Here is a 14,455-nt window from a genome sequence, read left to right as displayed (position 1 = left end):
CCCGAAAAAACGAACTGGTGACAATCGCTTCAAGGCCGAGGGCCGTGGCTGCGGAGATTGCGACCGTCTGGCAGGCTCACAAATTACGTTTGGCCACGGCAGAATAAGCACCTATCGCTTCCGGGCAATGATCCACACGGGATGATATGTCAGTGAGACCCCGCGATCCGTGCCGAACTCCTTAGCGTATTCGTTTTCGAACCGAGCCAGCGTGGACTTGGTCCATGTCCCTTGCGCCCTGCCGTTTACACCTGTTCTTCGCAAATACCTAAGTACCTCGCGGGGCGTATCGAAATAGGTTTGCCTCAGGCTTTCACCAACGGCCAATACCTGCATCGGGCCGTCGACAGCAGCGGCAAGAGCAGTCGGCGTAGTAAGTCCCGGTGCACGCGCAGTTGATCCAATCTGACTAAGCTCTTGATATTGCTGAGGGCCAAAACCCGAAACCGCCAACCACCCGCCGGGCTCCAGCGCGTCCATCGCTTTGTGAAGCAATTGCAACGGGCTTGCCATCCATTGGATCATCGAAGCCGAGGCGATCAGATCAATCCGGGAAGGCCAGTGAACTTCACGCGCATCACCGGCAATGAACGTGGCCTGTTCCGCATCCGCCGTTGCCTGAGCCTGCGGCGCGATGTCGTTCAATATGAGGTTTGGCAGGTGAAATTTTTGTCGCATCAGACGGGTCAGATGCCCTGTGCCACATCCCAGCTCGAAGACAGTTTCAAAGCGGTCCGGGACTCCGGCACGACGCAGTTCGGACACCAGCTTGCCTGCAACCCAGGCTTGTTGACTTGCCGTGTCGTGGTAGGTTTGAAAACTTCTGCTAAAGCTCCGCTGCACCCTGTCTGCCAGTTGCGCTGTCATGATACCCAACTCGCCCAACTTTGCCCCCGTAGGAATGGTACGTGCGGCCCCGCAACATGTTCGACTCGGGCCGAGGTTGAGGCCCATGCGGCATCTTGGGCCGCTGTCGGAATGATCCGGTCGTTTGTGGGTATCCACACCCTGTCAAAACCCGGATCAGGGGCAGACCCACGTTGGATCACGGCAAATAGCTCCTGTTGTGCTGCTGCGATGTCCAGTTCCGGGGGCTCGCCTAGCAACCCCGCACGGCGGCAGAACTTGGCAAAGCTGCGCTCTGAAAGCTGAGCCGCCGTTTCCTTGATCATGTCGGGCGCAATGCCACGTTCCGGGCACGCCGGGTGCAAAGTGCCGCTGATGGCGATCAAACGGTCGGGACGAAAGCCCGAGCACGCCAGCCAATGCGCAGCCGACGCGACACCAAAGGAAAAGGCCAGCATATCTATGTGATCGAAACGGGCGAGATCAGGCAGGGGATCATCGAGGCTGGTGTAACCTTCCACCAACAGGATATTCCCGCCCCCCGCAAGACCCCGGAACGGAGCATCGCCCAATGCCCATCCACCGAACACAAGGGTCAGAGTACTGTCACCTGATCGCGCCAGCCAACGGCTTTTCATTTGTGTCCCCCAACCAGAGCAAGCATCGCAGACGTTACCCTGCTCAGTTCGTCAGGTGAAATGACATAGGGAGGCATGCAATAAATATTGCGAGCGAACGGGCGCAGCCAAACACCGGTTTCCGCGGCCAATCCATGTGCGATGGAGGGGTCGACTCGCTCTTCCATCTCGATAACGCCGATTGCGCCAAGCACGCGAACATCTGCAACACCGGGCAGATTGCGCGCGGGGGCGAGTTCGGCCTTCATCTGCTGCGAGAGTGATGCAACTTCCTGCTTCCAGTTTCGCTGTTGTAACTGGTCAAGGCTCGCCACCCCTGCCGAACAAGCCAAAGGGTTGGCCATGTAGGTGGGACCGTGCATCAAAACTCCGGCCTCGCTTTCACCGATCCCGCGAGCGACGGTCTCGGTCGCGATAGTGGCGGCCAAGGTGATATGCCCACCGGTCAGCGCCTTACCAAGACACAGGATATCCGGAACCACCCCCGCGTGATCCATTGCAAACATTTCGCCGCTGCGTCCGAATCCAGTCGCGATTTCATCAAAGATCAGTAAAACGTCATGCGCATCACACAAAGCACGCGCCCCGCGCAACCATGCGGGGTGATAGAAATACATCCCACCTGCGCCCTGCACCACCGGTTCAAGGATCAGTGCGGCAATCCTGTTGCCTTTGTCGTTCAGCAACGCCTCTAGCGCCTCCAACCCGTTCTCGGAAGGATCGTCGAGCCACACATTGCCGAACTGGATGTGAGGGCGTGGCAGAAAGTGCTGGATCGACAACGCACCGCGAAACAGACCATGCATCCCGTTGACGGGATCACAAACGCTCATCGCCTTCCACGTGTCGCCATGATAGCCACCCCGGATCGTGGCAAATTCAGACCGTTCGCCCCGGCCTTTGGCAATCTGGTACTGGACTGCCATCTTCAACGCGACTTCAATCGCGACCGAGCCGCTGTCGCTGTAGAAAATGCGATCCAGGCCATCTGGCAGAAGGTCGACCAACCTGCGCCCGAGTTCCACGGCGGGTTCGTGGGTCAGACCGCCAAACATCACATGCGGCAGTGTATTCAGCTGCTTTTGCATCGCATCGATGATGGCCGGGTGCCTGTGGCCATGCACCGTACACCACCAGGACGACATTGCGTCGATCATTCTGATGCCATCAGCACGCGTAAGCCAGACACCTTCTGCCCCGGTAATCAGGTGCATCGGGCCGGGTTCAAGCACATGTGTATAAGGGTGCCACAGATGGCGCGCATCAAATTCCAACGGGGTCACAGGAACCTCCGAATGGTCGCCACATCGATTGCCGAAAATGCGCTGTTCAGGCACTGCGGTGTCAGGTCGCTCAGAAATGGCAGGCGTCCCAAATGATGCACTTTACACATCTCGACGATGGTTTGCTCTACGTCCGGCACGGGGTCACCCACGAATGCGACGCCGACAACCTCGCAGCCAGCAGCCCGAAGCGCCATTAGAGACAATGTGGTGTGGTTGATCGTTCCCAAGGCGGTGCGCGCAACAAGAACAACCGGAGCCTGCCATCCGGCAATCACGTCCAGAAAGAAGGACTGGCGGTTCAGCGGCACCATGAGGCCCCCTGCCCCTTCGACAACCAGAGGCCCGTCCACTTTCGGAATTTCAAGACGCGAGAGGTCAATCTCAACGCCCATGTCTTCGGCAGACAGATGCGGTGAGGCGGGCATGTTCAGCCGGTACGCTTCGGGCAGGACCTCGGCACCGCTCAGCGCGCTGACGGTTTCAGTGTCTGTAACATCCTCAAGACCAGACTGAACAGGTTTCCAGTACCGGGCCTGCAACGCTGCCGCCAGACCAGCCGAAAACACGGTTTTTCCAACACCTGTGTCGGTTCCGGTAACGATCAGCGCGCTCATGCGGCCTCCGACTGACAGATTGAGATAGTGGTGAACAAGGCCGTGATATCCTGAAGGGTGACATTTCCGGTAATCGAGACGCGCAAACGGGATGTGCCTTTTGGGACAGTGGGCGGGCGGATGCCCCGAACGTCAAAACCCCGCTGCTGCAAAGTGGCCGCCATCGCCATTGTGCGCTCGTCATCTCCCAGTACAACCGGGATGATCTGGCTGTTCAACGCGGCTGCGGGCAACCCCAGTTCCCGTGCGGTGTCATGGGCATGGCGCATACGTTCATGCGCGCCTTCAACCAGACTGACATCCTCGGCCAGTTCCCGTAGCGCAGCACGAACCAGAGCAGCGTTCAAAGGCGACGGAGCGGTCGCAAAGATGAAGGGACGAGCACGGTTGATCAGGGTATCTATCATCACGCGCGGACCGCAGATCAGCCCGCCTGAAACACCAAGCCCTTTACCACAGGTATGCAATGTTAGCAGATCAGCGTTCAGGTCATGCGCAAGACCCCGGCCTCGCTCTCCGAAAACGCCGGTGGCGTGGGCCTCATCAACAACCAAAACTGCATCAGCTTCGCGCGCAAGTACGGACAGGTCTTCCAGCGGCGGCAGGTCACCTTCCATGGAATACACGCTTTCGACCGCAATCCAGACCTGACCCGAACCGCCTGAAGATTGCCAGTCGCGCAATACGTTGCGTGCATCCGCAACATCATTGTGACGGAAGGCACGCAGATCCGCGCGGCTGGACCGCATACCTTCATGGGCGCTCGCGTGGACCAGCGCGTCATAAAGGACCAAATCCTCAGCCGCAGGCAACGTGGAGAAGATTGCCTGATTGGCCTGGAACCCGCCTCCCATGAACAGCGCGGCCTCAGCTCCAAAGAATGCAGCCGCTTCCTTTTCCAGTGCTTCATGTTCAGGGTGGTTGCCCCGCAACAGACGTGAACCTCCCGAACCTACAGGCACACCCCGCGACAGCGCATCATGTGCCGCGCGCTGTAACACTTGAGAACCGGCAAGACCCAGATAGTCATTCGACGCGAAATCCAGCCCTTGCGTCGGGATCAAGGCCCGGCGGCGGTGCCGGGCTTGAAGCGCATCAAGCATCGATTCCAGTCGGTTGACTGCTTTCATTCGGCAGCTTCCGTGCAGTTTCGCGTTTCGGCTTTTTCAGCTTGCAGGCCAAGTTTGGCAAACAGGACCGCGTCGGTGTCTTCTTCGGGGTTTTCTGCTGTCAGTAGCGTTTCGCCAACAAAGATCGAGTTGGCACCGGCGAAAAAGCACATCGCCTGCATCTCGTCACTCATGTCGCTGCGTCCGGCCGAAAGCCGCACATAGGACTTGGGCATCAGAATGCGGGCCGTTGCAATGATCCGCACAAAGTCGATCGGATCGATCGGCTCGGCGTCGGCAAGCGGGGTATCGGCCTGCGGCATCAACATATTGATCGGCACCGAGTCAGGTGGAGGCGTCATGTTGGCCAATGTCAGCAACATGTCGATACGGTCGCCAGTATGTTCACCCATCCCGAGAATGCCGCCCGAGCAAACCTTGATCCCGGCTTCCTGCACCCGGTTCATCGTATCGATCCGATCCGCAAAAGTACGGGTGGTGATGACTTCGGAGTAATAACGTTCCGAGGTGTCGATGTTGTGATTGTAATAGTCCAAACCGGCATCGCGCAGCTGCACCACCTGGGTGTCGTCGAGCATACCCAGCGTCATGCAGGTTTCCATACCCAGTTCCTTGACGCCCTCGACCATCGCGACCAGCGCATCCATATCGCGCGCCTTTGGCTCGCGCCACGCCGCCCCCATGCAAAACCGGGTCGCGCCGCCATCGCGAGCTTTCTTGGCCTCGGTAAGAACGCGCTGAACCTCGATCAGCTTCGACGCGGGCAAGGTTGATCCATTGCGGGCTGATTGCGAGCAATAGGCGCAATCCTCGGCGCAGCCACCAGTCTTGATCGACAATAGCTTCGAGGTCTGGATCTGGTTCGGATCAAAGTTTTCGCGATGCACGGTCTGCGCACGAAACAAAAGATCCATCAACGGAAGATCGTGAATAGCTTGCGCAGTTTTACGGGTCCAGCCGGAGTGTGGGATGATCATTTTATCTATAAAACTTTCTGCAGCTTGCGTTGCTGTGGATTTATTATCGATAAAACTTGAATACGCAACTGTGTTGGCGCAAACGATCATAAATCAAGCGGAAATGCCGCGCCTTCAGAAATCGAGCCCCAGATCGACGGTGCGGGCGGAATGCGTCAAGGCACCGGACGAGATGTAATCCACCCCTGTCGCCGCAATTGATGCGACCCGTTCCAACGTCACATTGCCGCTGGCTTCGGTCTTCAACCGCCCGCCCACCATGGCAACCGCTTCTCGCAGCATGTCATTGTCCATGTTGTCCAGCAAAACCACTGAAGCACCGCCAACGTCCAGCACTTCGGCAAGCTGGTCCAGTCGATCAACTTCAATCTCGACCGCCATCATGTGACTGGCCTGCGCCTTGGCGGCTTCAAGAACCTGACGGATACCGCCTGCCGCAGCAATGTGGTTGTCCTTGATCAGGATCGCATCTGATAAGGAATAGCGGTGGTTGAAACCGCCACCGTGCAGCACGGCCTGTTTTTCCACGATGCGCAGGCCTGGCGTGGTTTTGCGCGTGCAGGTCATGCGGGCCGTAGTGCCGTTGGTCTGCTCCACAAATGCGGCTGTCTTTGTGGCAATACCCGTCAGGCGCCCGGCAAAGTTCAGAGCGACACGTTCGCCGGACAGGATCGATGCGGCAGAGCCCTTGATGGTCATCAGTGTATCACCGCGTGCGCAACGCGAACCATCGTTGATCCGCACGTCAACCTCAAGCGACGGGTCCACAAGCCGGAACGCGATTGCGGCGACCTGCATCCCCGACACGACGGCGTTTTCGCGCGCGTTCAGTCTGGCTGTATAGGTTGTTTCCTGCGGAATAACCGCGCGAGTTGTCACATCACCGTAGCTTCCCAGATCCTCCATCAGCGCAGCGCGGACCATGGGTTCCAGGATCAGATCTGGCAGGATCGCATATGTCATGACACTTCCTCGCAGGCTTTGGCCCGAATGCTCATTGCTTCGGACAAATACATCCGGAACCGCTCTCCGGGCCCATCATTGGCTTTTGGAAAATCGGATCGCTTGTGTGCACCGCGGCTTTCTTCACGGTACAAAGCAGCAGCAGCGATCAGGGTCGCGGTGGCACACATGTTGCAAAATGACGGGCAGGCATCGTGCTGCGCCTCCAAATGCGCAATAGTTTGCAGAGCACGGATTAGGCCCGTCCGGTCCCGGACAACACCAACGTCGCGCGTCATGGTTTCGCGCAACTCCTGGATAGCCCTTGTCGTGTCTGGAGTCACCACATGGACAAACTGCAATGTAACGGGGTCGGCATTTGACACCACCGGAACGGATGCCCCGATGCTTTCGGCGCAGATGCGCGCAAAGACAAGCGCCTCAAGCAGCCCGTTCGAGGCCAGCCGGTTGGCGCCGTGAAGGCCGGTCGAAGATGCCTCGCCGCAGACCCAAAGCCCGTCAAGTGTCGCGCGACCGTCAGTGTCGGTGGCAATACCACCCATGTGATAATGCGCTGCCGGTGCGACCGGAATCGGTTCGTTGACCGGGTCGATACCATTGCGCGCGCAGTATTCAGCAACTGCCGGGAACAAGTCCGTTATCTTCGAGCCCAATGCGGTGCGGGTGTCCAGCATGGGTCGGTTGCCTGCCTGCACTTCGGCAAAAATCGCACGCGCAACAATGTCTCGCGGGGCGAGTTCCGCGTCCGGGTGAACGGATAACATGAACCGCTCACCCTTATTGTTGATCAGGGTTGCCCCTTCGCCGCGCAACGCTTCGGTTGCCAGCGGTGCCGGATCTTCACCAACATCCATTGCCGTCGGATGAAACTGAACGAATTCGGCGTCAGCAATAAGCGCACCAGCACGTGCGGCCATCCCGATGACCTGCCCGCGAATGCGTGCCGGATTGGTCGTCAAGGCATACAACCCGCCAGAGCCACCCCCGGCAAGCAACACAGCAGGCCCGCAGATCGTAACGGGCTCGGACCCTGTTTCTGATGCGTCCTGAACCGTGACACCTGTCACCCGACCGTTTGATACGTCCAGCGCCGTGGCAAAGACACCTTCCAACACCTGAACCGAGGGCGTTTCATGCACCCGTTCGATCAGGGCAGCCATGATTTCACTACCTGCCTGATCCCCCTTCACCCGTACGACACGGGCGAAGCTATGCGCCGCTTCGCGTGACAACACGTAACTGCCATCCTTGGTGCGATCGAATGGTGTGCCCAATGTCGTCAGGTCAAGGATATATTGCCGAGCCTCGCGCGTGACCAGATCGGCAACGGCCGGAACGACTATTCCTGCGCCAGCCTTGACGGTGTCCAGGCTGTGGCTTTCCGGGCTATCCGACAAATCCATTGCCGCGGCCACACCGCCTTGCGCCCATGAGGAACTTGCACCTTCGCCCAAAACATCGGGTGAGATTACAACCACTGGCCGCGGCGCGAGCTTCAATGCTGCATAAAGCGCGCCGATGCCAGCCCCCACAATAATGACGCGATCCGTGGTGACTTTGGTCATTTCAGATCAAATGCCGAGCTTGCGGGACAGATCAATCATCGCCTGAACGGATTTTCGCGCCTTTTCAGCCACATCTTCGGCGACCTCGACCTGCCCTTCCATCGTGTGCAGGGCGAAGAGGATCTTTTCAAGCGTGATTTTCTTCATATACGGGCACATGTTGCATGGCCCTACAAATTCGACCTCGGGCAATTCATCGGCAATGTTGGATGCCATCGAACACTCGGTGATCAGCATCGCCTTTTTCGGCTTTTCATCATGCACGTATTTGATGATGCCGCTGGTCGAGCCGGAATAGTCTGCCTCGGCCACCACATCCGGCGGGCATTCAGGATGCGCGATAAGCCGTGTTCCCGGGTTCCATTCGCGGAAGTCGCGCAGGTCCTGTGCCGTGTATTGTTCATGCACAATGCAAGAGCCGGGCCAATACACCACATTCTTGTGGCTTTGATTGGCAACATTTTGCGCCAGGTACTGATCCGGCGTCATGATGACCGTATCACTTTCCATGGCGTTGACGATCTGAAGCGCGTTCGAAGAGGTGCAGCAGATATCCGAAGCTGCTTTGACCTCGGCAGTGGTGTTTACATAGGACACAACCGGCGCGCCGGGGTATTTGGCACGCATTTCATCGATTCCCTCAGCGGTGATCGATTCTGCCAACGAACAACCAGCATCCATGTCGGGCATCAGAACAGTCTTCTGAGGGCTGAGGATCTTTGATGTCTCGGCCATGAAATGAACACCGGCCTGAACAATCACATCTTCTTCGACTTCACTGGCCTTGATCGCAAGCTGCAAACTGTCCCCAACGAAATCGGACACACCGTGAAAAATCTCGGGCGTCATGTAATTGTGCCCAAGGATCACGGCATTACGCTCTTTCTTGAGCGTATTGATGGCTCGCACGTAAGGCGCGTAGATTGCCCAATCTGGTGGGCTGACCACGCGATCCATGCGGGCAAACGTGTCTTTCATCTCATTGGCCAGTGCGGCCGATGGGGCAAGGTCATAAACGTCCGAAATCACCGAGCGGACATGTGCAATATCGAGCAACGGGTAGCCACCTTTGTCAGTTGCCTTCAACCCCACGGGGTTGTTGAACGGCTTAGCCCTAGCCGAAACAGCACCGGTTCGAAACCGGAAAATGTGACGTTAGCGCTAAGGCAAACCGACAAAACAAAGGTTGGCGTGGTAATCAGCCCAAAATGCCCGGCAATCGCAGCCCATGTTCACGAGCGCAGGCTTTCGCGTCCTCGTACCCGGCGTCCGCGTGACGCCAAACCCCCGACGCGGGGTCATTCCAGAGCACCCTCTCCAATCGCTTGGCGGCGGCATCGGTTCCGTCTGCGCAGATGACGACGCCTGCATGCTGACTGAACCCCATGCCAACTCCGCCGCCGTGATGCAGCGAAACCCACGTTGCACCCGATGCCGTATTGACAAGCGCGTTCAGCAGCGGCCAGTCCGAAACAGCGTCCGAACCGTCCTTCATCGCCTCGGTCTCGCGGTTAGGTGAGGCGACAGAACCACTGTCAAGATGGTCTCGGCCGATGACGACCGGAGCTTTCAATTCGCCGTTTCTAACCATCTCGTTGAACGCCAGCCCGGCCTTGTGGCGATCTCCTAGCCCAATCCAACAGATCCGCGCCGGCAGGCCCTGAAACGCAATACGCTCCTGCGCCATGTCCAACCAGTTGTGCAGATGGGTATTGTCGGGGAACAGTTCCTTCATCTTGGCGTCTGTCTTGTAGATATCTTCAGGGTCACCGGACAACGCGCACCAGCGGAAGGGTCCGATACCCCGACAAAACAGCGGGCGAATATAGGCGGGTACGAAGCCGGGGAAGGCAAAAGCGTTCTCCAACCCCTCATCCTGAGCCACCTGTCGGATGTTGTTGCCGTAATCCAACGTCGGCACGCCCGCGTTCCAGAAGTCCACCATTGCAGCGACGTGTTGCTTCATCGAAGCACGTGCAGCCTTTTCGACCGCCTTCGGGTCACTTTCGCGCTTGTCTTTCCATTGCGCCATGGTCCAACCAAGCGGCAGGTAGCCGTTTACCGGATCGTGGGCACTGGTCTGATCCGTGACAATATCCGGGCGCATCCCGCCAGCTTGCATCCGAGCGTAAATTTCCGGGAAGATTTCAGCAGCGTTTCCCAACAAACCAACGGATTTCGCTTCGCCCGCCTTGGTCCAGCGATCAATCATTGCCAGCGCTTCGTCCAGCGTCTCGGCTTTTTCGTCCAGGTATTTTGTACGCAAGCGAAAGTCGATGCTGTCCGGGTTGCATTCCACGGCCAGACAACAAGCCCCTGCAAAGACAGCGGCCAGAGGCTGCGCGCCGCCCATTCCACCCAGTCCCCCGGTCAGGATCCACTTACCTGTCAGGTCGCCGTCGTAGTGCTGACGCCCGGCCTCGGCAAAAGTTTCATAAGTGCCCTGCACGATGCCCTGTGTACCGATATAGATCCACGAGCCAGCGGTCATCTGGCCGTACATCATCAGACCTTTCTTATCGAGCTCGTTGAAGTGGTTCCAATTGGCCCAGTGCGGCACAAGGTTCGAGTTTGCGATCAATACGCGGGGGGCATCGCTATGGGTGCGAACAATGGCAACCGGCTTGCCGGACTGGACGATCAGCGTTTCATCCTCTTCCAGATCCTTCAGGCTGGCAACGATGGTGTCAAAATCCTTCCACGTCCGCGCCGCGCGGCCAATCCCGCCATAGACCACCAGCTCATGCGGGTTTTCGGCCACGTCCGGATGCAGGTTGTTCATCATCATCCGCAATGGCGCCTCGGTCATCCAGCTTTTGGCGTTCAGTTCAGGTCCGGTGGGCGGAAAGATGTCACGGGTGTTTTTGCGAGGATCGGTCATCGGGCAAGCTCCAATGCTGTGTCATTGAGGGCGTCTAGAATGTCTTTCAACCAACGGCGGAGACGGTTGGCTTTGGCGGTGTCAAAAGTCCAGGGCGGCATTTCTGAGGTCAGGTAGGTCGACTGCGCCAGCTCCATCTGGATCGCGTGAATACTGTTATCCGGATGTCCGTAGTGGCGTGTCGTCCACCCACCTTTGAAGCGCCCGTTCAAAACGGTGCTGTAAGGGGATGAAGCGGCGAACTCATGTGCAATTGTTTCGATTTCCAATGCACAGGTCATCCCGTTATTTGTGCCAATGTTCATGTCGGGCAATACGCCGTCGAACAGAAAAGGAATGCGGCTGCGGATTGAGTGGCAATCATACAGCACAGCGATGCCATGGATCGCCTTCACCCTCTCCAGTTCGGCCAGCAAAGCGGCGTGATATGGCGCATGAAATGCGTCACGCCGTTCAATGATATCTTTTTCAGTTGGAGGGATGTCCCAGATGTCCTGCCCGTCGAAATCCGTCAGCGGCACCAGGGTCGTCGTGTTCTGGCCAGGGTAAAGGGAAGTACCGCTCGGGTCACGGTTGGCGTCGATCACATAGCGATGAAAGGTGGCCCGGACCGTGGTAGCACCGGGCAAAAGCCCGTCGTAAAGCATGTGGATGTGCCAATCCGTATCTGCCAGCGCCCGACCCTGTGCATTCAGTTTGGCATCAATCGCCGCAGGCACATAGGTGCCCGTGTGAGGCAGCCCCAAAACAATTGGACTATCGCCCTGAACTACTTCGACTGGATCAGTCATGCGCCAAGCTCCGGCATGGCGACACCAGCGCCATCGGAAATCTCACCGCTTGCAATAAGGGCCGAGGCTGCTTCGATGTCATTTGCCATGTACCTGTCATCTTCCAACGCCGGTACAACAGAACGCAGACGCGCCATGACACCTTGAAGGCTTTCACTGGTTGGCAGCGGCGCGCGATATTCAACCCCTTGCGTTGCGCACAGCAACTCGACCCCCAGGATACGTTCCAGATTGGTCACCATTTGCCCCAGCCGCCGTGCGCCATGGGCGGCCATTGACACGTGATCTTCCTGATTGGCCGAAGTCGGTGTTGAATCCGTGACGCAAGGATTGGCCAGATGCTTGTTTTCGCTCATCAGTGCGGCTGTCGTGACTTCGGCAATCATCAGGCCAGAGTTCAAACCGGGGTTGGGTGTCAAAAACGGAGGCAAATCAAAGCTGAGCACCGGATCGACGATCAGCGCGATGCGTCGCTGCGCAATCGCCCCGATCTCGGCCACTGCCAGAGCAATCATGTCGGCGGCAAACCCGACCGGTTCTGCATGAAAGTTTCCGCCTGATACGATCAACCCGGCCTCGGCCAGAACCAGAGGGTTATCGGTGGCGGCGTTGGCTTCGGTTTCCAGTGTCACCGAAGCCTGACGCAGCACATCCATCGCGGCACCAACAACCTGCGGCTGGCAGCGGATGCAGTACGGGTCCTGAACCCGCGTATCACCGTCCCGATGGCTTTCGCGAATGACCGACCCAGCCAGTAGCGCGCGCATGGTTGCGCCCGCTTCGATCTGGCCCCGGTGACCACGCAAGGCGTGAATTTCGGGCTGCAAAGGCGCGGTAGACCCCATAATCGCATCAGTTGTCAGGGCTGAAGTGACCAAAGCGCTTTGCGCCGCCCGCCAAGCGCCGAAAAGCCCCGCCAGCGCAAACGCCGTAGAAAACTGAGTGCCGTTGATCAGCGCCAGACCTTCCTTGGGGCCAAGTTCGACCGGGGTCAAACCTGCCGCTGCCAGCGCGTCGCCGCCAGACATGAGGGTGCCGCCAAACTCGGCCTCACCCTCGCCCATCATGACGGCTGCCATGTGCGACAGCGGTGCCAGATCGCCCGAAGCACCAACAGACCCCTGTGCCGGGATTACCGGTGTCACACCTGCGCCAAGCATCGCTTCCAGCAGGTCAATCAGTTCCAGCCGCACACCCGACGCGCCACGTCCGAGGCTGAGCAGTTTGAGTGCCATCATGAGCCGCGCAACAGCACGCGGGATCGCTGGTCCGACGCCACAGCAATGGGACAGGATCAGGTTGCGTTGCAGCGTCGCGGTATCCTCGGCCGCGATCTTGACGCTTGCCAGTTTTCCAAAGCCCGTATTGACCCCGTAAACGGCGGCTTCGCCAGTCGCCGCCTCAATGATGCGAGCGTGTGCCGCGGCTATCGCAGGCCTGCAATCCGGGTCCAGCCGAACGGCGCATTCCTGGCGGAATACCTGTTCCAGCTGCGCCAGATAGACAGCACCGGGAGTTAACGTCAGAGTGGTCAAAATGCGCCTCCGATTATGCGGGCGTGAAGGGGATTAAAACCGATGCGGTAGGCAAGCTCGGCCGGGTGAGTGACATTCCAGACAGCCAGGTCCGCCCGCAGGCCCTGAACGATCCTGCCGCAGTCTCTCAGGCCCAGTGCACGCGCGGCATTCACGGTGACACCTTTCAACGCTTCCTCGGGGGTTATTCGAAACAAGGTGCACCCCATGTTCATCGCAAGCAAAAGTGATGTCATCGGAGCCGAGCCCGGATTGCAGTCGGTCGCAAGGGCCATTGGCACGTCGTACTTGCGCAATAGATCAATTGGCGGTTGTTGCGTCTCGCGCAGGGTGTAGAAAGCCCCAGGCAGGATCACGGCCACCGTGCCTGCCGCTTCTATGGCTTTGACACCGCTTTCGTCCAGATACTCAATGTGGTCGGCAGAAAGCGCACCATAGCTTGCAGCAAGTTTCGTACCGCCCAGGTTGGACAGTTGTTCAGCATGCAGTTTGACCGGCAGTCCTAGTTCCTTGGCAACGTCAAACAGTGGCACCAGTTGGCCGGGCAGGAAGGCAATCCCTTCGCAAAAGGCGTCCACTGCGTCTACCAATCCCTCGGTATGAGCCGCGCGGAGCGTCGGAATGCAGACTTCGTCGATATAAGCCTCGGGCCGGTCTTCATACTCGGCGGGCAATGCATGAGCGCCCAGAAAGCTGGTTACAATGCGCACCGGGCGGCTTTCCTGCAAGGCCCGCGCGGTTCGCAGCATGGTCAGCTCAGTTTCACGATCAAGCCCATAGCCCGATTTGACCTCGATCACCGAAACCCCTTCGGCGATCATCGCGTCCACGCGCGGCAGGGCCTGCGCAATCAAATCCTCTTTACTGGCCGCACGCGTGGCTTTCACGGTCGAAACAATACCTCCGCCCGCGCGGGCCACCTCTTCATAGCTGGCACCGTTAAGGCGCATCTCGAACTCAGCTGCGCGGTGGCCGCCATGCACTACATGGGTATGGCAATCGATCAGAGCCGGCGTCACCAACCGCCCGTCCAGCAAGGTTTGAGAGAACGTCGCGTACTCTTCCGGCAACTGCGTCTTCGGACCGACCCACGCGATCCGGTCCCCACGCACGACAATCGCCGCGTCTTCGATCAATCCGTATGCATCCGCACCAACCATGGTCGCGGCGTGCAGATCTGTGAACAGATGATCGTGGGTTTGCATTCGAATCCCTCTTCGGTGCAATTC

Annotated in this window: 13 protein-coding genes; all 13 read right to left on the bottom strand. The window is 58.4% G+C overall.

The annotated features are described in order from the left end of the window. Window positions 1-111: 111 nt before the first annotated feature. The 13 genes from ACR0M9_RS11455 to hutI all read right to left on the bottom strand — a co-directional run bounded on the left by ACR0M9_RS11455 (window position 112) and on the right by hutI (window position 14,431). Entirely contained in the window at window positions 112-867 is a 756-nt protein-coding gene (locus tag ACR0M9_RS11455) for a methyltransferase domain-containing protein (protein ID WP_480773635.1), read from the bottom strand. Beyond that, a complete protein-coding gene (locus ACR0M9_RS11450; protein ID WP_480773634.1) occupies window positions 864-1,484 on the bottom strand; it encodes a pimeloyl-ACP methyl esterase BioG family protein in 621 nt (206 codons plus the stop codon). The genes ACR0M9_RS11455 and ACR0M9_RS11450 overlap by 4 nt, the downstream gene beginning before the upstream one ends. Continuing rightward, window positions 1,481-2,767, bottom strand: a complete 1,287-nt coding sequence (gene bioA / locus ACR0M9_RS11445; RefSeq protein WP_480773633.1) for an adenosylmethionine--8-amino-7-oxononanoate transaminase — start codon at window positions 2,765-2,767, stop codon at window positions 1,481-1,483. Before bioA ends, ACR0M9_RS11450 begins: the two co-directional genes overlap by 4 nt. Next, the gene (gene bioD, locus ACR0M9_RS11440) at window positions 2,764-3,384 is read right to left on the bottom strand and encodes a dethiobiotin synthase (RefSeq protein WP_480773632.1); all 621 of its coding nucleotides are present in this window, start codon (window positions 3,382-3,384) and stop codon (window positions 2,764-2,766) included. Before bioD ends, bioA begins: the two co-directional genes overlap by 4 nt. Then, the gene (locus tag ACR0M9_RS11435; RefSeq protein ID WP_480773631.1) at window positions 3,381-4,514 is read right to left on the bottom strand and encodes an 8-amino-7-oxononanoate synthase; all 1,134 of its coding nucleotides are present in this window, start codon (window positions 4,512-4,514) and stop codon (window positions 3,381-3,383) included. The genes bioD and ACR0M9_RS11435 overlap by 4 nt, the downstream gene beginning before the upstream one ends. Further along, window positions 4,511-5,491: a biotin synthase BioB gene (gene bioB / locus ACR0M9_RS11430; protein WP_209507670.1), complete on the bottom strand. Its 981-nt coding sequence runs from the start codon at window positions 5,489-5,491 to the stop codon at window positions 4,511-4,513. The genes ACR0M9_RS11435 and bioB overlap by 4 nt, the downstream gene beginning before the upstream one ends. Window positions 5,492-5,605: 114 nt before the next feature. Beyond that, the gene (gene nadC / locus ACR0M9_RS11425; RefSeq protein ID WP_480483640.1) at window positions 5,606-6,454 is read right to left on the bottom strand and encodes a carboxylating nicotinate-nucleotide diphosphorylase; all 849 of its coding nucleotides are present in this window, start codon (window positions 6,452-6,454) and stop codon (window positions 5,606-5,608) included. Then, window positions 6,451-8,019, bottom strand: a complete 1,569-nt coding sequence (locus ACR0M9_RS11420; RefSeq protein WP_480773630.1) for an L-aspartate oxidase — start codon at window positions 8,017-8,019, stop codon at window positions 6,451-6,453. The genes nadC and ACR0M9_RS11420 overlap by 4 nt, the downstream gene beginning before the upstream one ends. 6 nt (window positions 8,020-8,025) lie before the next feature. After that, entirely contained in the window at window positions 8,026-9,075 is a 1,050-nt protein-coding gene (gene nadA, locus ACR0M9_RS11415) for a quinolinate synthase NadA (protein WP_267366643.1), read from the bottom strand. Window positions 9,076-9,217: 142 nt separating this feature from the next. After that, complete coding sequence (gene hutU / locus ACR0M9_RS11410; RefSeq protein WP_480507026.1) at window positions 9,218-10,900, bottom strand: urocanate hydratase; 1,683 nt, start codon at window positions 10,898-10,900, stop codon at window positions 9,218-9,220. Continuing rightward, window positions 10,897-11,691 carry an N-formylglutamate deformylase gene (gene hutG, locus ACR0M9_RS11405; protein WP_480483636.1) on the bottom strand — a complete coding sequence of 265 codons (795 nt, stop codon included), beginning with the start codon at window positions 11,689-11,691 and terminating at the stop codon, window positions 10,897-10,899. Before hutG ends, hutU begins: the two co-directional genes overlap by 4 nt. Then, window positions 11,688-13,226 (bottom strand): histidine ammonia-lyase, encoded by a 1,539-nt coding sequence (hutH, locus tag ACR0M9_RS11400; RefSeq protein ID WP_480773629.1) that lies wholly within the window; start codon window positions 13,224-13,226, stop codon window positions 11,688-11,690. Before hutH ends, hutG begins: the two co-directional genes overlap by 4 nt. Then, entirely contained in the window at window positions 13,223-14,431 is a 1,209-nt protein-coding gene (gene hutI / locus ACR0M9_RS11395; RefSeq protein WP_480773628.1) for an imidazolonepropionase, read from the bottom strand. The genes hutH and hutI overlap by 4 nt, the downstream gene beginning before the upstream one ends. Window positions 14,432-14,455 lie beyond the last annotated feature (24 nt).

The sequence above is a fragment of the Ruegeria sp. CH2 genome (genome assembly GCF_056537065.1).
The sequence above is the reverse complement of the archived record's forward strand: the minus strand, read 5'-3'. Positions and strand labels throughout refer to the sequence as shown.